The sequence below is a fragment of the Craurococcus roseus genome (assembly GCF_039523795.1).
GTDB classification, from domain to species: domain Bacteria; phylum Pseudomonadota; class Alphaproteobacteria; order Acetobacterales; family Acetobacteraceae; genus Craurococcus; species Craurococcus roseus.
The window spans coordinates 1-19,290 of sequence record NZ_BAAAFZ010000078.1 but is presented as its reverse complement, the minus strand read 5'-3'; the positions used below and the strand labels follow the sequence as shown (position 1 = coordinate 19,290).

Below are 19,290 nucleotides of genomic sequence, written 5' to 3'. Positions count from 1 at the left end.
GGCTCAGGGCGGAGCGATGAGGACCAACCCGGGAAAGTACCTGCGGTAACGGCTCCCGTCCCGGGTCAGCACGCGCACCCCGGCGACCTCGGCGTGCGCGCCGACGAAAAAGTCCGGGTGAGGCCTGCCGAGGCACGGCCCACCAAGCGCGCGAAACGATCGGGCGGCGGGCCGGATTCCGCTTCGGCCTTGCGGATCTGCGCCCGGCCGTCGGGCAGGATCTCGAACTCCAGGTGGTCGCCTGGAGCCAAGCGCAGGTGGTCGCGCAAGGGCTTCGGAATGGTGACTTGGTCCTTCACCGTCACCGGCCAGCCCCGAGGTGATGCCTTTCTGCTCACTGGTTTTACCTAGCGTTGGCAGCTAGGGGACACGAGGTGCGGTCGTCTACTCCGCCGCCTGGGCCTGCGCCTCAGCCGCTGCGCGCTTGGCGGCTTCCTCCTCCGCCTGGATCTGCGCCGCCCGGCGTTCCACCAGTGCGACCAAGTGGTCCACCATCCGGTCGCCGTCCACCGTGTGGTCTTGCCGGCCCGCCGCGTAAACCATGTGCCGACCGGCGCCGCCGCCGGTCAGGCCAAGGTCGGTCATCAGCGCCTCGCCCGGCCCGTTCACCACGCAGCCGATGATGGACAGCGTGATCGGCGTCTCGATGTGCGCCAGCCGGTCTTCCAGGGTCGCCACCGTCCTGATGACGTCGAAGCCCTGCCGGGCGCAAGACGGGCAGGAGATGATCTTCACGCCGCGGTGCCGAAGGCCCAGCGACTTCAGCATCTCCCAGCCGACGTGCACCTCCTCCTCCGGCTCGGCCGAGAGGGAGACGCGCAGGGTGTCGCCGATGCCGGCCCAGAGCAGGTTGCCGAGGCCGATCGCGCTCTTCACCGTGCCGGTGCGTTTCCCCCCTGCCTCGGTGATGCCGATGTGCAGAGGGTGGTCGCAAACCTCGGCGAGCTGGGTGTAGGCCGCGACCGCCAGGAACACGTCGCTCGCCTTCACGCTGATCTTGAACTCGTGGAAGTCGTTGTCCTGCAGGTGCGCCGCGTGCCAGAGCGCGCTCTCAACCAGCGCTTCCGGGTTCGGCTCCCCGTATTTCTCCAGCAGGTGCCGCTCCAGGCTGCCGGCGTTGACGCCGATGCGGATGGAGCAGCCATGGTCCCGCGCCGCCTTGACCACCTCCTTCACACGGTCGGCGCTGCCGATGTTGCCCGGGTTGATGCGGAGGCAGGCCGCGCCGGCCTTCGCCGCCTCGATCGCCCGCTTGTAGTGGAAGTGGATGTCGGCCACGACCGGCACGTTCACCTCGCGCACGATCTCGGCCAGCGCCGCCGTGCTCTCCGGCGTCGGGCAGGACACGCGGACGATGTCCACCCCCGCGACCTCAGACTTGCGAATCTGGGCGATGGTGGCCACCGCGTCCTCGGTGGGCGTGTTGGTCATGGTCTGCACGCTGATCGGCGCGTCGCCGCCGACGAGGACCTTGCCCACCCGGATCTGGCGGGACGCCCTGCGGGCGATCTGCTGGTATGGCCGGTAGCTCATGCGCCTCACAATCCCAGTGGCTCGCCCGGAATATGGCAGGCCCGGCGCCCCGACCCAACCGGCGGCGCCCGTTTCGTAGGCGGGCGGGCGCGGTTGTCACAGGACTGCGATCGGCCGATCCCGGCCTGTCGCCGCAAAGGCGGGAACAAGCGGCGCCCAGGGCATCGGCTCTTACCTCTTCCCGGCTTCGGGCGCCGACCGGGCCGGATTTCCCCCGGTCTCCTCCGCATCGGGCAGCCAGAAGGTTACGGTCGTCCCCCGCCCGGGCTCGCTCGCCACGGCGAACCCGCCCCCCGCTTGCTCGGCAAATTCGCGGGCCATGGCCAAGCCGAGGCCCCTGCCTTCGCCTTCCGGCTTGGTGGTGAAAAAGGCTTCGGCCGCGTTCGCCAGCGTTCCGGCGTCCATGCCGACGCCGGTGTCCATGGCCGAAAGCCGGACGTAGCGGCCAAGCCGCAGCCGGGCCGGGTGCGGCACGGCGCCGTCCGCGACCGTCTCGACCGCGGCCCCTACGGTGAACGTCCCGCCCCGTGGCATGGCGTCCCGCGCGTTCGTGGCGAGGTTCACCAGCACCGTTTCCAGCTCGCCTTGATCGGCCAGCACCGGCGGCAACCCAGGCTCCGTCTCGACGACGACACGCAGGCCGGGCGCGTTCATGGTGTGCGCCAGCATCTCCTCCAGGCCGTCGAGGAGTTCCACGAGATTCACCCGCGCAACGCCCAGTTCCCCCCGCCGGGCGAAGGCGAGCAAGCGGCGTGTAACGGAAGCGCCGCGGTTCGCCGCGCCGCCGACCATGTCGAGCAGGTTGCGGGCGGCGGCGGGATCCCGGTCCAGGCGCCCGGCCGCCAAGCGGACGCCGCCTTGCACGGCCTGCAGCACATTGGCGAAGTCGTGCGCGACGCCGCCGGCGAGCTGTCCCAGCGCCTCCAGCCGCCGTGCCCGCGCCATCCGGGCCCGCACCGCTTCGCGCGCGGCGGCCTCCTCTCGGAGCCAAGCCTCGAGTTCCAGGGCGAGGCCGCGCAGCGACATCTCGCTCATGGCCAAGGAGGCCAAGTCGCGCAGCGCGGCGGCGTCTTCCGCCGTCCAGTTCCGCGGCTTGGTGTCGATGGCGCAAAGCGATCCGAGCACCTGGCCGTCGGCGGTGGCGAGCGGCATCCCGAGATAGGCCACGACACCGATGTCGGGCACGGCGAGGTTGTCGCAAACCAATGGGTCCTCGCGCGCGTCCGCGATCCTAAGCGGCGCGCCAGTGGCCACGACATGCTGGCAGAAGGAATGCGAGAGCGGCGTTTGCCGCCGCGTGGCCCAAGGCTCGGGCAAGCCGACCGCGCTTTTGAAGAACTGGCGGTCGGCTTCGACGAGGGACACCAGGATGACGGGCGCGCCGAGCAGGCGGCCGGCGAGCCGCGTCAGGCGGTCGAACACCTCCTCGGGCGGGGTGTCGAGGAGGCCGGTCCGCCAAAGCGCCGCCAAGCGGGCTTCGTTCCGGACGGCCGCGTCCGTCCCTGGTGCGCCATCGGCGGCCGTCGTCTGATCGGCGTTCATCGGCGTCCCCACGCGGCGGATCATCCGCCGTGCGTGGGGGTTATCGGCGCAGCGGCGAGGACGATCAATCCCCGCGTCCGCGCGCGCCGGGCGTTCTTTCCGGTGGCGTTCCCGGCGGTGTGCGTACCGGCGCGACGGGCTCGCGCGGCGCGGCGGGGAGCCCTAGCCGCCCCGTCGCGCCGAGATAGCCGCGGCCGCTTGCGCCATCAGCTCCTCCAGGATCGCCGCCGCCGGCTCCTCGCGCGTGACCATGCCGATGGACTGGCCGGCCATCAGGCTGCCGTTCTCCACGTCGCCGTCGATCACCGCCCGCCGCAGCGCGCCGGCCCAGAAGTGCTCGATCTCCAACTGCGCCGCTTCCTTGGAGACCTCGCCCGCCGTGAAGCGCGCCAGCACCGCCGCTTGGTGGTCCATGAACCGCCGCGTGCCCGCGTTCTGCAGCGCCCGCACCGGGATCACCGGGAAGCGTTCGTCGAGTTGCACGGTCGGCACCGCGTCCCGTGCCGCGCCACGGATGAAGGCATGTTTGAAGCGCGGGTGGGCGATGCTCTCGTTAGCGCAGACGAAACGTGTGCCGAGTTGCACGCCGGCCGCGCCCATTTCCAGGAAAGCCAGGATCGCCTCGCCCCGGCCGATGCCGCCGGCCACGAACACGGGCACCTCCGTCACGTGCGGCAGGATCTCCTGCGCCAGCACGTTGAGGCTCACCGGCCCGATGTGCCCGCCTGCCTCCGAGCCCTCGATGACCAACGCGTCCGCGCCGGCGCGGACCAGCCGCTTGGCGAGCGACAAGGCCGGCGCGAAGCACACCACCTTGGCCCCGCCCTCCTTGGCGCGGCGGATGGCGGCGCCGGGCGGGATGCCGCCGGCGAAGACGATGTGCCCGACCCGCGCCGCCAGGCAGGCGTCCACCAGCGCGTCGAGCCGCGGGTGCATGGTGATGAGGTTCACGCCGAAGGGCTTGTCGGTGAGCGCCTGGGTGCCGGCGATCTCCTCGGCCAAGCGGTCCGGTTCCATGGCGCCGTTGGCGATCACGCCGAAGGCGCCGGCGTTGGAGAGCGCCGCCACCAAATGGCGCTCGCTCACCCAGCTCATGGCCCCGCCCATCACGGCGTAGCGGCTGCCCAGGAAGGCCGCCCCGCGTGCCATCAACCGGTCCAGCTCGGCGCGGGCCGCGGCCGGGGGGTGGGCGGCCTCGCCGGCCGCCGTCATCGTCGGGAGCGCGTCCATGGCCATCGTCACCCCGCCGGCCCGTCGAGGCCGTAGGCGGTGTGCAGCGCCCGGACCGCCAGCTCCGTGTATTCCGCGCCCACCAGCACGCTCACCTTGATCTCGCTCGTGGAAATGACCTGGATGTTGATGCCCTTCTCCGCCAAGGCGCGGAACATCGTGGTCGCCACGCCGGCGTGGCTGCGCATCCCGATGCCGACCACGCTGATCTTCGCCACCTCCGGGTCGGCCAGCAGGGCCTCGTAGCCCAGCTCCTCCCGCACCCGGCCCAGCACGTCCTGCGCCCGGGCCAGGTCGGCCTTGCCGACGGTGAAGGTCATGTCGGTGGTGCCGTCCGCGCCTACGTTCTGGACGATCATGTCCACGTTCACGTTCGCCCCCGCGAGCGCGTCGAACACGCGGGCCGCGACGCCGGGCCGGTCCGGCACCCGCCGGAGCGTCACCTTGGCGTCGTCGCGGGAATAGGCGATGCCGCTCACCAGGGGCTGTTCCACGATCTCGTCCTCGTCCACCACCAGGGAGCCGGGCTTGTCCTCGAAGGAGGAGAGCACCTGCACCCGGACCCGCTGCTTCATCGCCAGTTCCACGGAGCGCGTCTGCAACACCTTGGCGCCCACGGAGGCCAGTTCCAGCATCTCCTCGTAGGAGACGCGCTCCAGCTTGCGCGCCCGGGGCACGATGCGCGGGTCCGTGGTGTAGATGCCGTCCACGTCCGTGTAGATGTCGCAACGGTCCGCCTTCAGCGCCGCCGCCAAGGCCACGGCCGAGAGGTCCGAGCCGCCGCGGCCCAGCGTCGTCACCCGGTTCCGCTCGGGCTCGACGCCCTGGAAGCCGGCCACCACCGGCACCTGCCCCGCCTCCATGCGCCGGACCAGCTCGGAGCCGTCGATGCCCTCCACGCGCGCCTTGCCGTGGGCGCTGTCGGTCAATATCGGCACCTGCCAGCCCTGCCAGGAGCGGGCCTCGACGCCGACGGCCTGCAAAGCGATGGCCAGCAGCCCGATCGTCACCTGCTCGCCGGTGGCGACCACCGTGTCGTACTCCCGCGCGTCGTGCAGCGGCGACAGGTCCTGGCACCACCTGACGAGCTGGTTGGTCGCCCCGGCCATGGCGGACACCACCACGGCGACCTGGTTCCCCGCTTCCACCTCGCGCTTCACCCGGCCCGCGACGGTGCGGATGCGGTCGAGGTCGGCGACGGAGGTGCCGCCGAACTTCATCACGATTCGGGCCATGGCTCTCGGCGTTCCGTCCCGTCGGCGCTGCCCCGGTCACGCCGCGCGGTTGCGGCGGCCGGCCGACGTTGCAAATACAGCGTGCACAGATACCGACCCCGTCGCCGCACCGCAACATGGGGTGGATGACAGGGCCCGGAACGATGAAAGGGTGTGGCATGGCGGTTGGGGTGGGCGGCGGCACGGCCATTGGCTCGGAGATCGCCAAATTCGACCGGTTCGCCGCCCGCTGGTGGGACCCGCGCGGCCCGATGGCGCCGCTCCACGCCATGAATCCGGCGCGCATGGGCTGGATCATCGAGCGCCTCGCCAGGGCCAACCGCCGCGACCCGGACGCGCCCAAGCCGTTGGCCGGGCTGCGGGTGCTGGACGTCGGCTGCGGCGCCGGATTGGCGAGCGAGGCCCTGGCACGTGCTGGCGCCGACGTCACCGGCCTGGATGCCGCAGCGGAGGTGCTGGGCGCCGCCAAGGCCCATGCGAGGAAGTCGGGTCTTTCCGTCGCCTACCGCCAGGGCACGCCGGAAGCGATGTTGGCGGCGGGCGAGCCGCCCTTCGACGCCATCCTGGCCTTGGAGGTGATCGAACACGTGTCCGACCGCGCCGCCTTCTGCCGACACTTGGCGGCCCTGCTGCGGCCGGGAGGGTTGCTTTTCCTGTCCACCCTCAACCGGACCACGCGCAGCCTGCTCTTCGCCAAGGTCGGCGCCGAGTACGTGCTGCGGCTGCTCCCGGCCGGCACCCATGACTGGCGCATGTTCGTCCGCCCAGCCGAGTTGGGCGCGGATCTGCGCGGCGCGGGCCTGCGGGTCGCCGACATCGCCGGCCTGTCCTTCGACGTGCTGTCCGGCCGCTGGCACCCCAGCCGCGACCTCGGCGTCAACTACATCGCCCTGGCGGTGTGCGGCGGGGCCGAGGCCGCCACGACGGCACCAAGGGACCCAGGATGGAGAAGCCCTTCGCGGTGATCCGGCCGCGCGGAAGGCTCGGTACGGCGTAGCGCCTATGGGGCGTCGGCTAGGTCGGGCTGCCCTTGACGCGTTTATGAACGGCATCGCGGGGGAAGGGCAGCGTGCTCCTCGTCGGGTCGCCGGAGGGAAGGCGGGACGAACGGGAAGTCAAACCCCGCTTGTCGAAAGACCCTTGGACCCGGAGCGGCCTGCCACGCGCCGGCATCGTCCCGTCCCCGCACCTCCCGACTGGGCTCGGTTCGCCCGAGCCGCCTTATGGAAGGCCGTCAGCCGTCCGCGCGTTGTATCCAGGGGATGCGAGCGACGTCGATCCCCTCGTCCCGGAGCGCCTCGGCCTCGGCGTCGGTGGCCTCGCCGTAGATGCCGCGCGGGTTGGACTGCCCCTCGGCCTGGCCGCCTTCCTGCTGCCGTTTGTGCAGACGCCGGGCGGCTTCGGCAAACTTCGGGCCGACGTACTCGCAGTTGCGTTCCACCTCGCCCCGCATCCGTTGCAGCAAGGCCACCAGTTGCGCGGGGATAGGCCCGGACACCATGCCGCCTCCGGGCGCCTCGGCAGGCGCTCGCGGCTCCGGAGCAGAGGCGGCTTCTTCGGTGGCCGACGCCATGACCTCCTTGCGGCGGCGCGCGCCCTTTTTCGGGATGGCCGGGGCCATCAGGCGCTTTGCTACATCGGTGGCGCCGCAGGTCGGGCATTCCACAAAACCAGCCTTGGCCTGGGTGTCGAAGGCGCCGCTGTCACGGAACCAGCCGTCGAAGTCGTGACCGCTGGCGCAACGCAACTGGTAGTGGATCATCTATCCTTCCTGTGACCGGCTGAGAGCCGAACTGAGGAAGCATATAGGTTGGCAGTCCCGCGCAGCGAGTGCCAGCACGGAAATATTGTTTCGCCAACGGTAGCCGGGTCCGTCACGTGGCGAGGAGTGCTTCCAGCTTCCCGGCCCGGTCCAACGCCGCCAACTCGTCGGAACCGCCGATTGAACGGCCGCCGATGAAGATCTGCGGCACGGTGGTCCGCCCGCCGGAGCGCTCGATGGCGGAGCGGCGCGCGGCCGAGCCGTGCGGGGCGTCCAACTCCTCGAAATGGACGCCCTTCCGCGCCAGCAACGCCTTCGCGCGGTCGCAGTAAGGGCAGAAAGGGGTGGTGTAGATTTCCACTTTGGGCATGGGCAGCAGATTGTCCGCCCGGCCAAGGGGATCAAGCGTTCACCGCTTGGCCGAGGCCGCTTCCAGCCTGGGATCGGGCACCCGCGCCGCCGCCAGCACGTCCACAGCCGCGGCACCGGCGGCAAGGAGGGCTTCGGCGCAGGCCCCGGTCGTGGCGCCCGAGGTCAGCACGTCGTCCACCAGCAGCACCCGGCGGCCGGCGACCCGCGCCGCCCCGCGCCGGGACACCGAAAAGGCTCCCGCAACCAGCGCCGCCCGCTCCGCCGCGCCCGCCTCGCCCAGCGGCGGCGTGGCGCGCCGGCGGCGCAAAAGGTCGGGAAGGTGCGGCTTCCCGGCCGTGCGCGCCAGTCGACCCGCCAGGAGCGCCGCTTGGTTGTAGCGCCGCGCCAGCAACCGGCGGGGGTGCAAGGGCACCGGCGCCAACAGGTCCGCCCGTGCCAGCAGTGCGGCGCCGGCGCGCGCCATGTGCCGGGCCAGCGGCGCGGCCAGCTCCGTCCGGTCGCCGTTCTTGAAGGGCAGGATCAAACGTTGCGATCCCGCGTCGTAGCGGAACGCCGCACGCGCCGCCTCGAAGGGCGGCGGCCGATCGGCGCAGCCCGGGCAAAGGAGGCCACGGCCCGCTATGGCCGTCGCGGCCGCCGCAGCGCGCCGAGGTAGCGGCACGCCGCACCGGGCGCAGCAGGGCTCGGTGACGAAGGACAGGCCACCGAAGCAACCGGCGCAGAACGAGCCTTGCGCGTCCACCGCCGCCTCGCACAACAAGCAGTGCGGGGGCAGCAGCGCATCGAGGAAGCCGCGCGCCACCAGCACGCCGCCCGCGCGCGCCATCGCCAACGGCCATCGCACGGCCGGGCCGCTCAAACGCGCGCCCCGCCGAACCGCGCGTCGCCGTCGCGCGCGACCTCTCGAACCAAGTCGACCTCCCAGCAGAGGTACTCCCGCATCGCCTCTTCCACACCCTCGTTGCGGTCGTAGGGGCGGAGGTAGGCATCCACGCATTCGGAGTCGGTGGGCATGTGCCGGTCGGCTCTGAGCGGCAGCCCCGCCGCCCGCCACGCCGCCATCCCGCCTTCCAGGACCCGGACCGGCGCCATGGTCAGGCCGCGCAGTTCTGGCACCGCCAGCCGCGCCACCCACTCGTCATCGGCGGCGATCACTAACGGGCGCCCTTCGGCGTTGAACGGCGCCAGCGCCGCCAGCCGGGTCCGCACGCCCCAGCGCGCGCCGGGGATGTGGGCTTCGCGGAACCCCAGGGAGCGCGAAAGCTGCACCACCTCCGCGCCGCCGGACGCCAGCAAGGCCGACAGCTCCGCCGGGGCGATCGCCACCGCCGGCACCGCCGCCGCTTCCGGGCACTCGGCCGGGCGCGGCGGGCCGCGCTCGGTCAGGTCTTCCGGCCGGGCGGTGTAGGCGTGGACTTCCCAGCCACCGCCCATTTCACGGAGCCAACCTCCGGCCATTCGGGCGCGGACGCCGTCGTCGTCCACCAGCACGACCCGGGCGCCGCGGACCGCGATCCAGCGGTCCGTCGCTTGGACGAGTTGCCCGCCGGGCGCCGTACGGCTGCCCGGGAGCCGGCCGGCCGCGTACTCGGCGGGGTCGCGCACGTCGAGCAGGTACGCCGTGCGTTCACGGTCGGTCAGCAGCCCTCGCAGTGCCGTCGCGTCCGCCACTTCGCGCACGCCGCGCGCCGCGGCGAAGCCCGCCGCGCGCTCCCGCGCCAGCGCCGCGCCGTCCGGGACGCCGGGCGGGAAACTCGCCGTCCCGCCGCGCGCGCAGCGGAACCCGGCCAGCTCCCACCCCATCGTGCCGTTGCGCAACGCCACCACCCGGTTCGGCACGCCCGCCGAGCGGAGCGATTCCGCGCCCATGATGGAGCGCGTGCGGCCGGCGCAGTTCACCACCAGCGTCGTTTCGGGCCGCGGCGCCAGGGCGCCGATGCGGTACACCAGCTCCCCGCCCGGCACGTTCGTGGCGCTGGGGATGGACATGCGGCGGAACTCGTCCATCGGCCGGCTGTCCAGAACCACCATGTCCGCGCCGGAACGCATCATGGCGTCCAACTCGGCCGGGTCGACGGACGGCGTACCGTATTCGTGCTCGACCCACTCGCCAAAGGCTTTGGAAGGCACATTGACGCCGGAGAACAGCACGTAGCCGGCCGCGTTCCAGGCTGGCGTGCCGCCGTCCAGCACCGAGACGTCGGAACAGCCGACCCCTTCCAAGTGGGCCGCCAAGCGCTCTGCCAAGCCGCCCTCGCCCCCGTCCACGCAGCAGACGCGGACGGGGCGGCGCGGCAGCACCGCCCGCGCCCGCACCTCGGCGCGCGACAGCGGGCACGGGTTGGCCCAGAACAGGTGGGAGCGGCCGAACTCGCCCTCTTCGCGGGCGTCCAGGATGGCCAACTCGCGGCCGTCCCCGATCCAGCCCTTGAGGGTCGGCGCGTCTATGCGTCGCATGGCGGCGTGGCGGGCGCCCTCACCTTTCCGGCGACGGCCCCGCGGCCGGCGTCGCGTTGCCCTTCATGAAGTTGCGGTTGTACGGGATCACCCGGCCGCTTTCCACGTCGAAGGCCTTGCGGTCCTCCAGCCTTTCGAGCGCCAGGCCGTACATGTGCAGGTGACGCGTCGGCACGGCCCCGACGGTGTGGATGGAGTGGATGTCGTCCGGCATCAGGCAGATGCCGCGGCCCGGCTCCACCATCACCTCCGCGCGGAGGTGGATGGAGCAGCGCTCCGGGTCGGCGCCGTCGTCCAACCGCTCGTACACCCGGTTCAGCTCCTGCCCTTCGACGGCCACCACCACCGCCCAGGTGGTGTGGTCGTGCGGACGGGTCTCGTTGCCCGGGTTCAACGCGTTCAGGTACAGCGCGAAGCGGTTGCCCGGGTCCTCGTGCAGAAGGTAGCGGTTGGCGCCCTTTTCCCCGCCGGGCGGCGGCGGGAACTCCGATGTGGGGAAGAGGTGCTCCTGCCGGGCGAGCAGCATCAGCTCCCCCTGGATGGCTTCCAGCGCCGGGCGGGTGACGCCTTGTGCGGCCTCGATGTCGCGGATGCGGCCCACGGCGGCGGCGACGGCCGCGGCGCGGACGGTGTTCGCGTCGGTGGCGTTCATGGTCGTTCTCCCCGGACGTTCCTCAGGCAACACTTAGCTTTGAGCGCTTGCGGCGCCGAACCCGCGGAAGGTCCGGACCCGCTCGGCACCGCCTTATTGCCTCACTCGCCCACCATCTTGCTTCCTCAGCCGCCTTCGCTGGCCGTCGCCGGGGCGCAGCAGCGGTTCCGGCGTCGGCTGCGGAGTGTACCCATTCCGTTCCGGCAACGCGAGCGTTTCCCTACGCGGAGCGCTCCGCGGCATCGCGGATCGGCACGTCCGTAACGAGCGGTGCGGCCGGTGATCCCGCCGCCTTCGGCCCCGTTGCGGCCGGAGTGGCGACGGCGGAGGGCGGAACACGCATGGAAGAGCTGTTCAAATCCTGGACCGAGTGGGTGGCCGTTGCGGTGGAGGCCGCGGCCGTGCTGGTCGTCGCGCTGCCGCCTCGGCCGAGGCGGCAGCGCGGGCGGTGGTGGTCTTCTTCGCCCGGCCGGCGATGCCGGACGTGGAAAAGGAGGCGGTGCGGCTTCGACTCGCGCGTTGGCTCGCGGTGGCCTTGGAGTTCGCGCTGGCCGCCGACATCCTGCGCACGGCCATCGCGCCCTCCTGGGAGGACATCGGCAAGCTCGCGGCCATCGCCACGCTTCGGACCCTGCTGAACTTCTTCCTCCAACGGGAGATCGAAACGGCTGCCCTCCACCAGGAGGGCGTGCGGAGCGCCGGCACGCCGCATCGGCCGCCGGCCGCGGCCTCGGCGGGACAGGGCTGAGATGCCTGCAGCCACGGCGCACACGCGTCCACGGCGCTGATCAAGGCCGCCGATGGCGCCCTCGCGCAAGGCGGCGGACCGGAACGGGAGCGGCTGCCGCGGGCGGCGCGGTGCTGGGCTAGGCATCGACGCCAGAGCCACCCTGCCGAAGACGTTCGCCCTGGTGGCCTGGGACCGGATCGCCGCCTTCTCCGTACCCTCGCGCCGCGGGCAGGCCGAAGCACGCCTTCGCGGCGGAGCAGGCGGCTTTGGAAGAGGCCGAGAGGTCGGGGCCGCAGGGCGCGATCTTTGAGCCCTGCCCTTACCGCATGCAACGCAGGAACACGGTGGACGGATGGACCGCCTCGCCCACCTCGGCGGCGCCGCGCGGGGGCTGGCCGGCGCTGTGGGCCAGGCGCGGCTGCACGCCGTTGCGGCGCAGGAACTCCATCGCTTGCGTGCCCTTGATAGCGAAATTCACGTTCTGCGGGATGTCGCCAGTCCTGCGCGCCACGTTCTGCGCGTTCAGCTTTGAAACCACAACGCCGACCACGTTGCCGCTGCGGTCCAGGAGCGGACCGCCCGAGTTGCCGGGCTGCACCGGCGCGCTGATCTGGAACTGCCGCGGGTTGTCGCGCAGCCCGGACAGCGCCGAAACCTCCCCCGTGGTCAACGTGGGGCCGGAGGAAAGAAGTCCTGCGAGGGGGAAGCCGTAGGTCACGACTTCCTCGCCCCGGCGCAGTTCCGGGCCGGAGCGAAAGGGGAGCGGCGGCCCGGGGTCGCCCTGCACGGTCAGCAGCGCGAGATCGCTGTTCCGGTCGGACGCCGTGAGCGTCGCGGTCAGCTCGCGGCCGCCAGCCGTCCGCACCCGCACCTCGGCGCAACCCTGGGCGACGTGGTCGTTGGTCAGCACCCGCCCGGCCGCGACCACGAAGCCGGTGCCGGAGGACGCCGGCCGTCTGCCACCACCCCCGCCGTCCTGCCCGCCCCCGTTCGGGGCGCGCCCGAAGGGACTGCCGCCCGGCGGCAAGGGCGGCGGCTTCGTCCCTGTGCCGGGCCCGGTCGCCGGGCCGGCGGTCGCTGGCGGCGCCGCAGGGATCGCCGTCGGAAACTTGGCTTCGGCCGAGGGTCCGGCCGACTCGAGCGGCAGCGGCTTCTGGGCCAGCGCCCCGGGCGCGGCGACGCACAGAGCCAGGGCCGCCAGGAGACCGCCCGCGGCGACGGAGTCGGGTCGGGGACGGCGCATGCGGGAGACCTGCGGCGGCGTGCGGCATGGGTCAACAGGACGGGGCGGGAACATCACAACAGCCCTTCCCGCCGGATCGGGGCGTGCCGCCGGCGGCCGACGACCAAAAGCTCGTGGACCACGATGCCAAGCACCGCTGCCGTCGCGGCCTCCACGGCCTCCAGAACCTTCAACGCCGTCACGCCCGCGTCGCCGAACCCCGGCACAGCATCCAACTCGCCCGCCGGCGCGGCGATGGCGTCGGCGAACCCGCCGAAGCGGTGCATCGACGCGGGCGTCATCGGCTTGGTGTGGCGGCGCGGCAAGTCGAGGAACAGCACCATTTCGAGGAGTTCGCGGTCCAACAGGGCGTTCGGGCTGCCGTCCACCGACGGCCACCGCAACCGCGCGCGGTGGCCTTGGTAGCTTGGTGTCGCCGCGCGGCCGCTCGTGGCGACGCTGGTCGGCAAGTCGCCCCAGAACAGCCCCTCTGCCGCGGCCTTCCCCGCTGCGAACCATCCATGCCCGCTCGACTCCGCCGCCAGACGTCGCGAAGCTACATCGGTCCGAAGTAGAAATAAAGCCGGTCGCCGGGTCGTTCAGAGACGGTACGGCGGCCGGTGCAGGCCGGCCGGGGAGATGGTGAACACCTCCACGCCGGTTTCGGTTATGCCGACCATGTGCTCGAACTGCGCGGAAAGGCTGCGGTCCCGCGTCACCGCCGTCCAGCCGTCTTCCAGGATCTTCACGTCGGCGCGGCCGGCGTTCACCATGGGCTCGATGGTGAAGAACATGCCCGGCCGCAGCACCGGGCCTTCGCCGGGACGGCCGAAGTGCAGCACGTTGGGCGGTTCGTGGAAGCGGCGGCCGATGCCGTGGCCGCAGAAGTCCCGCACCACGGAGAAGCGGTTGCGCTCCACCACGCCCTGGATGGCGTGGCCGATGTCGCCGAGCGTCGCCCCGGGCTTGGCGGCCGCCACGCCGCGCATTAGCGCCTCGTAGGTCACGTCGAGCAGCAGGCGCGCGCGGGTCGGCGGCGTGCCGGCGACGAACATGCGGGAGGTGTCGCCGAACCAGCCGTCGAGGATCACCGTGACGTCGATGTTCAGGATGTCGCCGTCCACCAGCACCCGCTCGCCGGGGATGCCGTGGCAGACCACGTGGTTGACGGAGGTGCAGCTCGACTTGGTGTAGCCGCGGTAGCCCAGCGTCGCCGGCACCGCGCCATGGGACACCATGAAGTCGTGGCACAGTTGGTCCAGCTCGCCCGTGGTGACGCCGGGCTGGACGTGGTGCGTGATCATGTCGAGCGTTTCGGCCGCGAGGCGGCCGGCGCGGCGCATGCCCTCGAAATCCTCGGGCTTGTAGATGGTGATGCGGCGAGTGTCGCCGCCCTGCTGCTCCATGGTGCTGGGCTGGTCCTGGCCAAGGCGTCGCGGTGCAAGATGCGCGCCGGTTCCCCCGGTTGCAAGGCGGACGACGGCCGGACCGGCGGCCGTTCCGGTGCCGCCCGCCCGCGGCGCCCCGGTCAAAGCCAAGGTCAGCGCCCGGCCCTTTCCCCCGCGCTCCGCTCCTCGACGCCCAAGGCGTCCGCCAAACGGGCCGTGGCGCTGCCGGGCCGCGCCGGCTTGGACTGGCTCTCATGCGGCGCCCAACCGGTGATGGTCAACAGCCGCAGCACCGGCCTGACGCCCTCCGGCCCGGCGTCGGGCAGGTTGCCCAGCGCCATCGGCAGCAACGCCCGCGGCGGCGGCCGCCCATCGCGGGCGAGCACCGCGTTCGTCTCGCCCGCGTCGCGGAGGTCTGCCAGCAGCGCGGCCGGCGTCCGGTAGGCGAGCGGAAGCTCCTCCGCGTCCGCTACCGGCAGCGCGAAGCCGGCCCGCTGTAGCAAAGCGGCCATGTCCTGCAACTCCGGGAATGGCGAGACGCGCGGCGAAACGCCGCCCCGCAGCTCCGTTTCGGCCGAGGCCAGCGCCTCACGCAACGGCCCCAGCGTGCCGAGGCCGGGTAGCGACGCCAGGAACAGCCCGTCCGGCCGCAGGCAGCGTCGGACTTGGACCAGCGCACCCGGCAGGTCGTTCACCCAATGGAGCGCCAGGTTTGCCACCACTAGGTCGAAGCTCTCCGGGGCGAAGGGCAGCCACTCCTCGTCGCCGGCCAACGCGGGGCCGCCCGACAGGGCCGCCATGCGCCCCGACAGATCCATCGGTACCACGAAGCCGATGCCGCGCGCGCGCAACCGCGGCGCCACCACGCCGCGGCCGCCCAGGTCCAACGCGCGGGAGAAGCGACGGGTGGTGTCGTCCAGCCGATCAAGCAAGCGGTCCGCGGCCGCGTCCAGCACCGGCGCCACCCGGCCAACCGTGGCGGCAGCGCGCTCCCGCCGCAGCCGGACCAAGCGCCGGTCGAAGATCCGCATGGGGTCGGCGGCGGTCGTGGGCATCGGCCGCATGTGGTCGCGGCGGCGCCCCAAGTCACCCCGGCCGTGTCGCGGCGGCAGCGGCGCTGGCCGGGCCGGACAGGCTGACGGCGACGGCCTCCACGAAGGCGCGCGCGTCGCCGGGCGGCGGCTGCCGCGCCGGCATCGTGACCCTGATCCGCAACAGCGCCCCGCTGGCGCGGCCGGCGCAGACCAGCCCCGCCACCCGCTCCCGACCGTAGCGCCCTTCGGTTTCGGCGCAGAACAGAGGCGGCGCCGATGCCGCGCCTTTGCCCCGAACCGCGACTGTGAACCGCCCGGCTTCGCGCATCCGGCGCACCGGTCCCGGGCGCAGCGCCTCGGCGAGCGCGGCGTCCAGCGCCGCCGGGGCCGCGGTGCCGTCCGCCAGCAATTCCACCGTCGCCGCGGCGGTCGGCGGGCCGCCCGCCGTGGAGTAGGCGACCTCGAGGCCCTCCGCGTCGCCGCGACCGGCGGCCGGCCGCGACGCCGTCCGGACGAAGCCGGCGGCGGAGTCCGGCAGGCGGGCGGCCGTGGCGCCCAAGCCGGCCGCTGAGGCCCCCAGCGGCGTGGGCGCCACCGCGGTGCACCCGCCGAGCGTCACCGCGGCCGTGGCGAAGCCGGCGAGCGTCCAGGAAACGACCGTTCCCGCGCGGGCGACGCCTTTCGCGGTCGCGGCGGGCGCCGCCGAGGGTGGGCCGCCGCCACGCCGTCCGTCACGGGCCGCCTTTCCTTGGCTCATCTCGAAATCGCTGCTGGGGATCGCCAAGGACGGCGGGGCTCGACGGGGAAAGCCGTTCCGCTCCGCGCCAGCAACCGACAGGCCGGCCTCAGCCACGCTCCGGCGGCGCGTGCACCGGCGGCACATGTAGCCGCGGCCCATCGTCGGCCGCCCGCCGCTCCGACGACGACGGCTCCGTGATGCTGCGTACGGCTTGGACGATGAGGGTCGCCACCAGTGTGTAAACCGCCACCTGCGCCAGCGTCACCGCCGCCCACATCCAAATCGGGAACACGCCCGGCAACGCTAAATAGCCGAGCGGCAGGAACAGGTAGGCGTAAGCGCCGGGCACCTCGCTCGCGACCTGCTGCGTGCCGTGGTAGACCATCTCCACCGCGACGTAGAGGATCACCAGCAGGCCCACCCAGGCGATCCAGCGGTGCCTGTTCAGAAGGTTGGCGATGAGCGACGCGGCCACGCCCATCAACACCACCGAGATGGCGAGGCCGAAGACCAGCACCCAAAGGTGGTCCTTGGCCGCGCCCGCCACCGCCAGGACGTTGTCGAGGCTCATGGAGATGTCGGCCACGAGGATCTGGGTGACCGCCTGCGGCAGCGTCTTGCGCCGCATTCCCGCGCCTTCTGCCCCCTCGGCGCCGTGCGCCTCGTCGTGACCGCCGTGGCGCAGCTCGCGGAACATCTTCCAGCACACCCAGAGCAGCAAGACGCCGCCCGCCAGCGTGAGCCCCACGATGGCGAGGAGTTGCGTGGTGATGGCGGCGAAGCCGATGCGCATCACGGTGGCGGCGCCGATGCCGAGCAGGATGGCGGTGCGGCGCTGGTCGGGCGGGAGCCCGGCGGCCGCCATGCCCACGACGATGGCGTTGTCGCCGGCCAGGACGATGTCGATGAACAGGACTTGTGCGAGCGGTATCAGCCATTCGGGCATGACGGGGCGTTTCCTCGGGCCGGCGCCGACGCCCATTAGTTAAGCCGCACGACTTCGGCAACCCTGCGCTCCGGTCCTTCCGCGCCGGGGCGGCGCCTTGCCAATCGCCTCGCGCGCGGTCCAAACCCGGTCCTTCCCGCAGGAGGAGGCGCGCCAGCGCCGCCCGAACGTTTGAGGCCCGGATGGTTCCCCGTTACACCCGCCCGGAAGTGGCGGCGATCTGGTCGCCCGAGGAGCGCTATCGAATCTGGTTCGAGATCGAGGCGCTCGCCGCGGAGGCCATGGCGGAGGCCGGTGCGATACCGGCGGAGGCGGCGCGCGACATACGGGAGCGCGGCGGCCCGCGCGCCGCCGCGATCTCGGCCGCGGACGTGGCCCGCATCGACGAGATCGAGCGCACCACCCGCCACGACGTCATAGCCTTCCTCACCTGGATGGCCGAGGGCATCGGCGAGAGCGCGCGCTTCATGCACCAGGGCATGACCTCCTCGGACGTGCTCGACACCTGCCTGGCGGTGCAGCTCACGCGCGCCGCCGACCTTCTGGTCACCGACCTCGACGCGCTGCTGTCGGCGCTGAAGGCGCGCGCGCTGGAGCACAAGCTCACGCCCACCATCGGCCGCAGCCACGGCATCCACGCCGAGCCGACCACATTCGGCCTCAAGCTCGCCGGCCACTACGCCGAGTTCGCGCGGAACCGGGCACGGGTCGCCGCGGCACGCGCCGAGGTGGCGACCTGCGCCATTTCCGGCCCCGTGGGCACCTTCGCCTCCGTGCATCCGCGCGTGGAGGCTTACGTGGCGGAGCGGCTGGGCCTCCGGGCCGAGCCGGTGAGCACTCAGGTGATCCCGCGCGACCGCCACGCCGCCTTCTTCGCGGCGCTGGCGGTGACGGCGTCGGGCGTGGAGCGGCTTGCGACGGAGGTGCGCCACCTCCAGCGCTCGGAGGTGCGCGAAGCGGAAGAGTTCTTCCACCCGGGGCAGAAGGGCAGCAGCGCCATGCCCCACAAGCGCAATCCGGTGCTGAGCGAGAACCTCACCGGCCTCGCGCGCCTCGTGCGCTCGCACTTGGTGCCGGCGCTGGAGAACGTGGCGCTCTGGCACGAGCGTGACATCAGCCATTCGTCCGTGGAACGGGTGATCGCGCCGGACGCCACCATCGCGCTCGACTTCGCCCTGGCGCGCGCGACCGGCATGGTGGAGCGCTTGGTCGTGTACCCGGAGCGCATGAAGGCGAACCTCGACGCGCTCGGCGGCGTGGTGCACAGCCAGAAGGCGCTGCTCGCGCTGACGCAAGCCGGCATGAGTCGGGAGGACGCCTACGCCGCGGTGCAGGCCGCGGCGATGCGCACTTGGCACGCGCTCGGCACGCCGGGCGCGGCCAACTTCCGCGACCATCTGCTCGCCGACCCCGCGGTGCGCGCGCGGCTCGAGCCCGCGGCTCTGGACGCCGCCATGGAGCCGATCCGCGATTTCATGCACGTGGACGCCATCTTCGACCGCGTTTTCACGGAGGTGTGACGCGCGCGCCCGATCGCGACGCTTTCCCGCCGCGGTCCCGCCGCAACGAAGGGCCATATCCGCTCCCTGAAGAAGGAGTGTGAGCGAGATGCGCGCGCTTTCGTCCCTGTTGCTGGCCGGCGCCGTCGGGCTCGGCGGCTTGTCCCTCGCGCCAGCGACGGCACAGGCCGACGGCGGTTGGCGCGGCCGCGACTACTACCGGCACTACGCGCCGCCTGCGCCGGCCCCGTACTACGGATACGGCGGCTACGGGTACGGTTACGCCCCGCGGCCGTACTACCGGCCTCGGCCGCCGCGCGTGTTCTACGGCGCGCCGCCGCCGGTCTACTACCGCCCGCCCCCGCCGGCGTTCTACGCCCCGCCAACCGGCTTCTACGGGGCCCCGCGTTCCTACGGCATACCGCCCGGGCCCGGCGTCGGCCTCTTCATCCGGTAGCGCCGCCCCGGCTTGGCCGCGCTCTGAGGGTGTTCCGCTGGGTGGCACGCACTTCCTTGGGCGCCGCCCTTACCGGCGCTTCAGAGCGCGCTCACGCCACTGGACTTGACCCGGTTTCGTGGAGCCCCCGAGGCTTTCGTCGGAGGTGTCCACGACGGGCGGAACTCACCCCGCATACCCGCCGGATTTCCGGCGGCAGATGGTCGAGCTGGTCCGGGCCGGGCGGGAGCCTGAGGATTTGGCACGCGAGTTCGAGCCCTCCGCGCAGGCGATCCGCAACTGGGTCCGGCAGGCCGAGCGTGACAGCGGCCAGCATGGCGACGGCCTGACCACCGGGGAGCGGGAAGAGCTGGCCCGACTGCGCCGCGAGAACCGCCAACTGCGCCAGGAGCGCGACATCCTGGCAAAAGCGGCGGCCTAAGAGCGCCTAATGCTCTGTTGAAAGGCTCACGCCGCATCGGCGAGGAGCATGAGGCTGTGGGTGACGACGCG

Annotated in this window: 19 protein-coding genes and 2 pseudogenes; 5 read left to right on the top strand and 16 right to left on the bottom strand. The window is 72.4% G+C overall.

All coding sequences use genetic code 11. The annotated features are described in order from the left end of the window. Positions 1 to 65 precede the first annotated feature (65 nt). From ABD067_RS26515 to ABD067_RS22255, 5 genes are all read right to left on the bottom strand, one after another. Entirely contained in the window at positions 66 to 299 is a 234-nt protein-coding gene (locus ABD067_RS26515; protein WP_408871588.1) for an AbrB/MazE/SpoVT family DNA-binding domain-containing protein, read from the bottom strand. A gap of 85 nt (positions 300 to 384) precedes the next feature. After that, positions 385 to 1,533, bottom strand: a complete 1,149-nt coding sequence (gene ispG / locus ABD067_RS22270) for a flavodoxin-dependent (E)-4-hydroxy-3-methylbut-2-enyl-diphosphate synthase (RefSeq protein ID WP_343897604.1) — start codon at positions 1,531 to 1,533, stop codon at positions 385 to 387. Positions 1,534 to 1,704: 171 nt separating this feature from the next. After that, on the bottom strand, positions 1,705 to 3,075 hold the full coding sequence (locus ABD067_RS22265; protein ID WP_343897603.1) for a GAF domain-containing sensor histidine kinase: 1,371 nt from the start codon (positions 3,073 to 3,075) through the stop codon (positions 1,705 to 1,707). Positions 3,076 to 3,237: 162 nt separating this feature from the next. Beyond that, complete coding sequence (locus ABD067_RS22260) at positions 3,238 to 4,305, bottom strand: NAD(P)H-dependent flavin oxidoreductase (RefSeq protein WP_408871587.1); 1,068 nt, start codon at positions 4,303 to 4,305, stop codon at positions 3,238 to 3,240. Positions 4,306 to 4,313: 8 nt separating this feature from the next. Continuing rightward, on the bottom strand, positions 4,314 to 5,540 hold the full coding sequence (locus ABD067_RS22255; protein ID WP_343897602.1) for an aspartate kinase: 1,227 nt from the start codon (positions 5,538 to 5,540) through the stop codon (positions 4,314 to 4,316). A gap of 158 nt (positions 5,541 to 5,698) precedes the next feature. On the opposite strand from ABD067_RS22255, the gene ubiG reads away from it, so the two are divergent. Then, positions 5,699 to 6,505 carry a bifunctional 2-polyprenyl-6-hydroxyphenol methylase/3-demethylubiquinol 3-O-methyltransferase UbiG gene (gene ubiG, locus ABD067_RS22250; RefSeq protein ID WP_343897601.1) on the top strand — a complete coding sequence of 269 codons (807 nt, stop codon included), beginning with the start codon at positions 5,699 to 5,701 and terminating at the stop codon, positions 6,503 to 6,505. A 269-nt stretch (positions 6,506 to 6,774) separates the two neighbouring features. Here the strand turns inward: ubiG and ABD067_RS22245 are convergent, their stop codons facing one another. The 5 genes from ABD067_RS22245 to ABD067_RS22225 all read right to left on the bottom strand — a co-directional run bounded on the left by ABD067_RS22245 (position 6,775) and on the right by ABD067_RS22225 (position 10,783). Beyond that, entirely contained in the window at positions 6,775 to 7,302 is a 528-nt protein-coding gene (locus ABD067_RS22245; RefSeq protein ID WP_343897600.1) for a DUF1178 family protein, read from the bottom strand. Positions 7,303 to 7,414: 112 nt separating this feature from the next. Next, a complete protein-coding gene (gene grxC, locus ABD067_RS22240; protein ID WP_343897599.1) occupies positions 7,415 to 7,672 on the bottom strand; it encodes a glutaredoxin 3 in 258 nt (85 codons plus the stop codon). Between the two features lie 39 nt (positions 7,673 to 7,711). Then, a complete protein-coding gene (locus ABD067_RS22235; protein ID WP_343897598.1) occupies positions 7,712 to 8,518 on the bottom strand; it encodes a double zinc ribbon domain-containing protein in 807 nt (268 codons plus the stop codon). An 11-nt stretch (positions 8,519 to 8,529) separates the two neighbouring features. Beyond that, positions 8,530 to 10,131 (bottom strand): rhodanese-like domain-containing protein, encoded by a 1,602-nt coding sequence (locus tag ABD067_RS22230; protein WP_343897597.1) that lies wholly within the window; start codon positions 10,129 to 10,131, stop codon positions 8,530 to 8,532. Between the two features lie 19 nt (positions 10,132 to 10,150). Beyond that, positions 10,151 to 10,783 carry a cysteine dioxygenase family protein gene (locus ABD067_RS22225; protein WP_343897596.1) on the bottom strand — a complete coding sequence of 211 codons (633 nt, stop codon included), beginning with the start codon at positions 10,781 to 10,783 and terminating at the stop codon, positions 10,151 to 10,153. A gap of 448 nt (positions 10,784 to 11,231) precedes the next feature. On the opposite strand from ABD067_RS22225, the gene ABD067_RS22220 reads away from it, so the two are divergent. After that, positions 11,232 to 11,531 carry a DUF1622 domain-containing protein gene (locus tag ABD067_RS22220; RefSeq protein WP_343897595.1) on the top strand — a complete coding sequence of 100 codons (300 nt, stop codon included), beginning with the start codon at positions 11,232 to 11,234 and terminating at the stop codon, positions 11,529 to 11,531. 301 nt (positions 11,532 to 11,832) lie between these two features. Here the strand turns inward: ABD067_RS22220 and ABD067_RS22215 are convergent, their stop codons facing one another. From ABD067_RS22215 to ABD067_RS22190, 6 genes and pseudogenes are all read right to left on the bottom strand, one after another. Next, positions 11,833 to 12,540, bottom strand: coding sequence for a S1C family serine protease (locus tag ABD067_RS22215; RefSeq protein WP_343897594.1), 708 nt, complete (start codon positions 12,538 to 12,540; stop codon positions 11,833 to 11,835). A 269-nt stretch (positions 12,541 to 12,809) separates the two neighbouring features. Continuing rightward, the gene (locus ABD067_RS22210; RefSeq protein WP_343897593.1) at positions 12,810 to 13,124 is read right to left on the bottom strand and encodes a Mov34/MPN/PAD-1 family protein; all 315 of its coding nucleotides are present in this window, start codon (positions 13,122 to 13,124) and stop codon (positions 12,810 to 12,812) included. A gap of 210 nt (positions 13,125 to 13,334) precedes the next feature. Then, a complete protein-coding gene (map, locus tag ABD067_RS22205; protein ID WP_343897592.1) occupies positions 13,335 to 14,141 on the bottom strand; it encodes a type I methionyl aminopeptidase in 807 nt (268 codons plus the stop codon). A 134-nt stretch (positions 14,142 to 14,275) separates the two neighbouring features. Beyond that, positions 14,276 to 15,178: a methyltransferase domain-containing protein gene (locus ABD067_RS22200; protein ID WP_343897591.1), complete on the bottom strand. Its 903-nt coding sequence runs from the start codon at positions 15,176 to 15,178 to the stop codon at positions 14,276 to 14,278. Positions 15,179 to 15,209: 31 nt separating this feature from the next. Beyond that, complete coding sequence (locus ABD067_RS22195) at positions 15,210 to 15,914, bottom strand: hypothetical protein (RefSeq protein ID WP_343897590.1); 705 nt, start codon at positions 15,912 to 15,914, stop codon at positions 15,210 to 15,212. A gap of 322 nt (positions 15,915 to 16,236) precedes the next feature. Continuing rightward, positions 16,237 to 16,842, bottom strand: a pseudogene (locus tag ABD067_RS22190) (TerC family protein); the annotation flags it as partial. 182 nt (positions 16,843 to 17,024) lie between these two features. Here ABD067_RS22190 and purB point away from each other — a divergent pair. From purB to ABD067_RS22175, 3 genes and pseudogenes are all read left to right on the top strand, one after another. Next, positions 17,025 to 18,362, top strand: coding sequence for an adenylosuccinate lyase (gene purB, locus ABD067_RS22185; protein WP_343897589.1), 1,338 nt, complete (start codon positions 17,025 to 17,027; stop codon positions 18,360 to 18,362). Positions 18,363 to 18,450: 88 nt separating this feature from the next. Next, positions 18,451 to 18,798: a hypothetical protein gene (locus ABD067_RS22180; RefSeq protein WP_343897588.1), complete on the top strand. Its 348-nt coding sequence runs from the start codon at positions 18,451 to 18,453 to the stop codon at positions 18,796 to 18,798. A gap of 145 nt (positions 18,799 to 18,943) precedes the next feature. Beyond that, positions 18,944 to 19,216 (top strand): annotated as a pseudogene (locus tag ABD067_RS22175) (transposase); the annotation flags it as partial. Positions 19,217 to 19,290 lie beyond the last annotated feature (74 nt).